The 7,156-nt window shown below is 65.1% G+C and carries 8 protein-coding genes; 5 read left to right on the top strand and 3 right to left on the bottom strand.

Annotated elements, in window-relative coordinates:
- The 4 genes from WAO69_RS17625 to WAO69_RS17610 all read left to right on the top strand — a co-directional run.
- On the top strand, positions 1-379 hold a 379-nt coding region (locus WAO69_RS17625), incomplete at its 5' end, for a pentapeptide repeat-containing protein (protein ID WP_422181567.1).
- Between the two features lie 133 nt (positions 380-512).
- On the top strand, positions 513-1,805 hold the full coding sequence (gene serS, locus WAO69_RS17620; protein WP_422181565.1) for a serine--tRNA ligase: 1,293 nt from the start codon (positions 513-515) through the stop codon (positions 1,803-1,805).
- A complete protein-coding gene (locus WAO69_RS17615; protein ID WP_422181563.1) occupies positions 1,802-2,155 on the top strand; it encodes a hypothetical protein in 354 nt (117 codons plus the stop codon). The genes serS and WAO69_RS17615 overlap by 4 nt, the downstream gene beginning before the upstream one ends.
- Positions 2,095-2,526, top strand: coding sequence for a hypothetical protein (locus WAO69_RS17610; RefSeq protein ID WP_422181561.1), 432 nt, complete (start codon positions 2,095-2,097; stop codon positions 2,524-2,526). Before WAO69_RS17615 ends, WAO69_RS17610 begins: the two co-directional genes overlap by 61 nt.
- Positions 2,527-2,571: 45 nt before the next feature.
- On the opposite strand, the gene WAO69_RS17605 is transcribed toward WAO69_RS17610, so the two are convergent.
- Entirely contained in the window at positions 2,572-3,558 is a 987-nt protein-coding gene (locus WAO69_RS17605; RefSeq protein WP_422181560.1) for a fatty acid desaturase, read from the bottom strand.
- Between the two features lie 229 nt (positions 3,559-3,787).
- Here WAO69_RS17605 and WAO69_RS17600 point away from each other — a divergent pair, with 229 nt between their 5' ends.
- Complete coding sequence (locus WAO69_RS17600; protein ID WP_422181558.1) at positions 3,788-4,183, top strand: hypothetical protein; 396 nt, start codon at positions 3,788-3,790, stop codon at positions 4,181-4,183.
- A gap of 69 nt (positions 4,184-4,252) precedes the next feature.
- Here the strand turns inward: WAO69_RS17600 and der are convergent, their stop codons facing one another.
- Positions 4,253-5,725: a ribosome biogenesis GTPase Der gene (gene der / locus WAO69_RS17595; RefSeq protein WP_422181556.1), complete on the bottom strand. Its 1,473-nt coding sequence runs from the start codon at positions 5,723-5,725 to the stop codon at positions 4,253-4,255.
- 53 nt (positions 5,726-5,778) lie between these two features.
- Positions 5,779-7,122 (bottom strand): PQQ-binding-like beta-propeller repeat protein, encoded by a 1,344-nt coding sequence (locus WAO69_RS17590; protein WP_422181554.1) that lies wholly within the window; start codon positions 7,120-7,122, stop codon positions 5,779-5,781.
- Positions 7,123-7,156: the final 34 nt, after the last annotated feature.

The following is a 7,156-nucleotide window of genomic DNA, read 5'->3' as shown; positions in this document are numbered from 1 at the left end:
GCAGGGGGCAAGCCTCATCAGGGCGCAGTTGCAGGGGGCAGACCTCTGGGACGCGCAGTTGCAGGGGGCAGACCTCGACTGGGCGCAGTTGCAGGGGGCAGGCCTCAGCTGGGCGGAGATGGATGAGGAGACAGACCTCCGTTCCGCGTCTCTTCGAGGTGCGAGGCTGAGATATGTCGATTACACACAGGTCGGGCTCACTCAGGAGCATGTTGACAGTGTCTTTGGCGATGACACGGTCGCACTTCCCGAAGGTATTACACCGCCAGAGAGGTTTTCGAGGGCCCATGAAGGCCGGGAAGCCTTCGAAGCCGCCTGGCGCGCCTGGCAGACAGAGATCGGGTTTGATCGCGACGATCCCTCGACCTGGGGACAGTGAGCGCTGGGGTTTCAGCCGGTGGCGCGGCGTGCGTCCCGGTGGTGACCCGGGGGCGGTGATCGTGCCCCCTACCACCCTGCGCCGGGTTGCGGCATAAGGTGCGGCAGACGACTCGAAACACAGGATCAGACCCATGCATGACATTCGCGCCATCCGCGAGAACCCTGACGCCTTTGACGCCGCGCTGGCCCGTCGCGGGGATGGGCCGGTGTCGTCCGAGCTTTTGGCGCTGGATGCGGCACGGCGGGGCAAGATCCTGGCGGCCGAAACCGCGCAGGCGGAACAGAACGCGGCCTCGAAAGAGGTGGGCGCGGCCAAGGCGCGCGGCGATGACGCCGAATTCGAGCGGTTGCGCGCATTGGTGGCCGAGAAAAAGGCCGAGATCGCCACCATGCAGACCGAGGCCAAGGCGCTGGATGCGCAGCTGAGCGACATGCTGGCCCGGATCGCCAACCTGCCCGCGGCGGATGTGCCCGATGGCGCGGATGAGGCAGACAATGTCGAGGTCAACCGCTGGGGCGAGCCGGCCCGTTTCGCCTTTGCCCCCAAGGAGCATTACGAGATCGCGGGCGTTGCGGCCTCGATGGATTTCGAGACGGCGGCCAAGCTGTCGGGCGCGCGTTTCGTGTTGCTGAAGGGGGCCGTGGCGCGGCTGCACCGGGCGCTGGCGCAGTTCATGATCGACACCCATGTGGATGCGAACGGGCTGACCGAGATGGCGACCCCGGTGCTGGTGCGCGATGAGGCGATGTATGGCACCGACAAGCTGCCGAAATTCGGCGATGACAGCTATCAGACCACCAATGGCTGGTGGCTGATCCCGACCTCGGAGGTGACGCTGACCTATTCGGTGGCGGGCGATATTCTTGAGGCGGGCGCGCTGCCGATGCGGATGACGGCGCATACCTTGTGTTTCCGCTCGGAGGCGGGATCGGCGGGCAAGGATACGGCGGGCATGTTGCGCCAGCATCAGTTCGAAAAGGTCGAGATGGTGTCGATCACCCATCCCGATGAGAGCGACGCCGAGCAAAAGCGCATGCTGCGCTGCGCCGAGGATCTGCTGGAGCGGCTGGGCATTCCGTACCGCACGGTGATCCTGTGCACCGGCGACATGGGGTTCGGCGCGCGCCGCACCTATGACATCGAGGCGTGGTTGCCCGGTCAGAACGCCTATCGCGAGATCAGTTCGGTCTCGACCACCGGCGATTTCCAGGCGCGCCGGATGAATGCGCGCTTTCGCCCTGAGGGCGGTGGCAAGCCCGAGTTCGTGCATACGCTGAACGGCTCGGGCCTTGCGGTGGGGCGCTGTCTGATCGCGGTGCTGGAGAATGGCCAGCGCGAGGACGGGTCGGTCGATCTTCCGGCCGTACTGGCCCCTTACCTGGGCGGCAAGACACGCCTGTCATCCACCGGTGAGCTGGAATGAGCAGCGATACCCGCAATATTCTGTGGGCCATCGGCGTTGTGCTGGCGGCGCTGGCGTTCGGGCTGTCCTCGCTTGTGGTGCCGGATTTCGGCGGGTTCGATGCCGATCAGTTCCCGATCCCGCAGGAGGATCCGGCGGTGCAGCCTGCGGGCTATGCCTTTGCGATCTGGGGGGTGATTTACCTGTGGCTGTTTGTCGGGGCGGTCTATGGGCTGAGCCGGCGCGCCACGGCCGAGGACTGGGCCGAGATGCGCCCCTACCTGGTGCTGTCGCTGGTGGTGGGGGCCGGATGGCTGCCCGTGGCCAAGATGAGCGCCCTGGCGGCGGCCGTCCTGATCTGGGCCTGCTGATCCCGGCGCTGCTGGCGCTGTTTCGCGCGCCGCTGCTGGATCGCTGGTGGGGTCGCGCGCCGATCGGGCTTTATGCGGGTTGGCTTTCGGCGGCCAGTTTCGTGGCTTTGGGGCTGTGTCTGGCGGGCTGGGGTCTGATGCAGGACGTGCCGGCCGCGATCCTGTGCCTGTTGCTGGCGGTGGCTTTGGCCTCGGCGGTGCAGGTGGCGCTGGAGGGCGTGCCGGAATACGGGCTGGCGGTGGTCTGGGCGCTGGTGGGCGTGGCGGTGAACAATCTGGGCGGCGCGCTGCTGGTGTCCATTCTTGCGCTGGCGGGTGCCGGGATTGTCGGCTTGCTGGCCGTGCGCGCCATGACGATCCCGCGGGCCTGAGCGGGGTTTTCGGCGCGGGTTGGGCGCGCGCGACCCCTGCCCGCCTCAGGCCTGGGCGCGGACCGCGCGGTTTGCCGGGTGTTTCGGGAAGGGCACGAGGCGCTGTGCATCCTCATCCCAGAGCTTGAGATTGAGCGCCTTGATCGCCTCGACAAAGCCGATGCGGCGGGGCGCGAATTCCTCGGGCAGGTCATAGCGCGCGCGGCGCAGGCGATAGCTGGGGATATTGGCGTTGAAATGGTGCAGGTCGTGGCAGGTGATATTGGCCACGGCGATATCGAACCAATGGCCGAAATCCAGCGTCGAGGCCCCCTGAAGTGCTGCGAGTTCGGGATCGAGATGGGGGCGACGTTCCCAATAGGTGTCTTCGAAATTATGCTGGAGATAGACCAGGAACACGCCCAGCATGCCCCCGAGAAACGCGAAGGAGAAATAGACCACAAGGCCCACAGTCCCTGACAGCAGGTAGATCGTGGCCACCCAGGCCGCCACAAGGGCATTGTGCTGAAGCACGGCGCCCACGCCGAACCGCATGGTGTTCTTGGGCCAGCGGTAGCGGATGAAATAGGTGAACAGCGCCCCCAGCGGCACCAGAATGAACGGGTTGCGATAGAGGCGATACTGCAGGCGTTTCCAGACGCCCGCGGCCTCCCATTCGCGCAGGGTCATGGTGTGAATCTCGCCGGTTTCGCGGTGATCAAGATTGCCGGTGCCGGCATGGTGCAGGTTGTGGTTCTGCTTCATCACCTCGTAGGGCGCGAAGGTGAAGGGCGACAGGCCGATACCGGCCCATGCGTTCTGGCTGCGCGTCTCGAAGAGCGACAGATGCCCGGCGTCATGTTGCAGCACGTAAAGGCGCACCGATGCCACCGCATGCACCACGCCTGCAGGGATCATGATCCACCAGCTGTCGTGAAACGTGATCGCCAGATAGAGCGATGCGAAATACACCGCGAAGGTTCCGAAATAGCTGGCGGCGGCCATGCGATTGTCCTTGTCGCAATAGCGCCGCGTGTATTCGCGCAAATTCATGTCGTCCCCCGTAACACAGCGCCGCGATCCAAACGGCCCATGCTCCACCCACTTAGGTCTAACGCGCCCATGGCACAAGTTTTTGAAGGAGATTTCAAGAGGCTGGAGACGCTTTGGCACTCTGGTGCCAATCTTGTGGACAGCCTGCATCACGACAGTGTTAACCCGAATATGCATCCAAAGCGCGGTTGACGGCGTATCACCCTGTGAACACCAACAGGAGAGAGACATGCTCAGACAGGTTTTGGGATCTGGCCTTTTGGCCGCCACGGTTCTGGCAACCCTCCCGGCGCATGCGGATAACCGTTCGCGCGTGACGGCATATGTGCTGAGTGACGGCACATTCGAGGTGGTGGCCGATTTCACGGAAGATTCGCTGTACTGGTGCGGGGCCTATCTTGCGGCGAGCCGCGCTGCCGCAGCCGGAACCCAGCGTATCTATGTGCTGCAGGGCGTGGCACCCAGCCGTTCGGTGCCCGGCAAACCCGCGGTGCGCTTTGGCCTAACCCCGCCCCCGCAAGGCGCGGCCAGCGGCGGCTTCAGCAATTCGGTGGAATTGATCGGCAATTCACTGACCCTGGTGCAGGCTGAGCAGACCTGCCGGGAACGCTCGGCCAGCGGATAAGCCGCGCGCCCCGGATCGGGCCGGGCTTTCGGGTATTTTCGACCAGAAAGAAACAGCAGCGCGCCCGGCTTATGTGCCGGGGCGCTTGAGGTGTTTCTTGAGCTTGGAAGGCTGGGCTTTCTTGCGGCCCTTGTAGGGGTTCTTTTCGCCCTGCCCGCGCATGTAGAGGCGGATCGGTGTGCCCGGCATGTCGAAATCCGCGCGCAGCCCGTTGACCAGGTAGCGGGTATAGCTTTCGGGCATCTTGTCGGGATGTGAGCACATGACCACGAAACCCGGCGGGCGGGTCTTGGCCTGTGTCATGTAGCGCAGCTTGATGCGTTTGCCCTGGGGTGCGGGGGGCGGATGGGCCTCGAGCATGCCATTGAGCCAGCGGTTCAGCGCCGCGGTGGGCACCCGGCGGTTCCAGATCTGATAGGCGCGCAGGATCGCGCTGTAGAGCCGGTCGAGCCCTTTGCCGGTCTTGGCGGAGACGGTGACGAGCGGCGCGCCCTTGAGCTGGGGCAGCAGCCTTTCGAAGGCTTCCCGCAATTCGCGCAGCTTTTCCTGCTTGTTCTCTTCGATATCCCATTTGTTCACCGCCACAACCACCGCGCGCCCCTCGCGTTCGGCCAGATCGGCGATGCGCAGATCCTGTTGTTCGAAGGGGATGGCCGCATCCAGAAGCACCACCACGACTTCGGCGAATTTCACTGCGCGCAGCCCGTCCGAGACGCTGAGCTTTTCGAGCTTTTCCTGGACCTTGGCCTTCTTGCGCATGCCGGCGGTGTCAAAGATGCGCATGGGGGTGACGCTGTCATCGGGCCCGGCCCAGTCGATGCGCAAGGAGATCGCGTCGCGGGTGATGCCGGCCTCGGGACCGGTCAGCAGACGGTCATCTCCGAGGATCTGGTTGATCAGGGTGGATTTGCCCGCGTTGGGCCGGCCGACCACGGCCACTTGCAGTGGCTTGGCATGCGTCGGCATCGGGATGGCGTGATCCTCGTCATCGTCTTCGTCCAGATCGACGTCGATTTCGGGGGTCTCTTCTTCGCCGCGTTCTTCGTATTCATCGGCCAGCGGCTGGAGCTGGGCATAGAGATCGTTGAGCCCTTCGCCATGTTCGGCCGACAGGCGGATCGGTTCTCCCAGTCCCAGCGACCAGGCTTCGATCACGCCGGCATCGGCGGCAGCACCTTCGCCCTTGTTGGCGGCCAGAATCACATGGGCCGAGCGTCTGCGCAGGATCTCGGCAAAGACCTGATCGGTGGGGGTCACGCCCGCGCGCGCGTCGATCATGAACAGGCAGATATCGGCCATGTCCACGGCGCGTTCGGTCAGGCGGCGCATGCGGCCCTGCAGGCTGTCATCGGTGACGTCTTCCAGACCGGCGGTGTCGATCACGGTGAATTTCAGATCCCCCAGACGCGCAGCCCCCTCGCGCAGATCGCGCGTGACGCCGGGCTGGTCATCGACCAGCGCCAGTCGTTTGCCGACCAGTCGGTTGAACAGCGTGGATTTGCCCACATTCGGGCGGCCCACTATGGCGAGGGTAAAGCTCATGATATGTGTCGGTGCCTCTGGAGATCAGAGAGGCCCTTTAACCCATCAGGCGATCAACGGAAAGCGTGGAGTTGTCCACTGGTCGAGACGACATAGAGCACCTGATCGGCGACAACCGGGCCGGTTGTGGCTCCGCCGGGGATTTCGGTGGTGGCGAGCAGTTGCCCGTCGGTCGGTGAGAATGAGCGCAGCAGACCGTCATTGGAGGCCACGACCAGACGTCCGCCCGCCAGGATCGGACCGTGATGGGCCACGATCTCGTCGCGTCGGTTGGAGCGGTCCTTGATGAAGCCGGGCAATTCGATGCGCCAGATGATCTGGCCCGAGCCGGCATCCAGGCGCAGCAGTTCGTTGCGGTCCGAGGTCGCGAAGATGCTGTCTCCGGCGGGCCAGACCGGGTTCAGGGCACCTTCGGCCGCCGTCCAGAGACGTTCGCCATTCCCGGCGTTGAAGGCCACCAGGCGGCCCGAGTGGTTGCCCGCATAGATGGTGGAGCCCACCACCACCGGGGCCCCGGTGATATCGGAGATCCGCGAGGTCGCGCGTCCGGTGCGCTGGCCTGCCACGGAGGCGGCCCAGCGGCGCAGACCGCCTTTCGGGAAGGTGGCGATCAGTTCTCCCGAGCCGAAGGCAAACACCGCAAGGCCGCCCGCCAGAACCGGGGCGGGTGCGCCAAGGACATTCGCCACCGAGGGGGTCGCGGTCAATTGCCAGGCGATGCGGCCGCTGTCGGCTTCGATCGCCCATCCGGTGTCATCGCCCGCCACGAGATAGACGAGCCCCCCCGCCACAAGCGGGTTGCCCGAACCGGTGGAATCGAGTTGCTGACGCCAGCGCACGGCTCCGCTGGCCGCATCGAGGGCGGTGACTTCGCCAAAGCCCGAGGAGACATAGAGCGTGCCATTGTCATAGGCCAGGCCGCCGCCGGTGGCGTCGCCTTCATTGTCGCGGGGCGGACGCAGATCGCTGCTCCAGATGAGGCTGCCCTGGGGGGAAATGGCGCTGACCTGGGCATTGGCATCCAGCGTGTAGATTCGCCCGCCCCCCACGACGGGATCTGCGGTGATGCGCTGCTTGCGGCTGTCTCCGGCACCGATATTGGCGCTCCAGATCCGCACCGGCGCTGAGCCAAGGGCCGGATGGGCGGTGCGATAGGCGGCTGTGCCGGGGCTTTGGGGCCATTCGGCATTGCGCGACTGGGCAGGCAGCGAAATCGCGCGTGTGCCCGCGACATCGTCGGCAGGGGCCAGGTTGGTGGCTGCAAGCACCTCATCGCTGCGGATGTTCTCACGCTCGCCCGGGAGGATGAGCTCATCCTCGGCACAGGCCGCCAGAGCGGCAACCAGGGATGCGGCCAGCGCCAGACGCCGGCGCGATTTCGGAAAAAATACGGTCATCTTGTCAAGGCCTGTCCTGTCCATCCGTCGATCT

The organism is Aestuariivita sp., assembly GCF_049276915.1.
Taxonomy (GTDB): domain Bacteria; phylum Pseudomonadota; class Alphaproteobacteria; order Rhodobacterales; family Rhodobacteraceae; genus Aestuariivita.
Note: the sequence above shows the minus strand (reverse complement) of the source record. Positions and strands in the feature narration are given on the sequence as shown.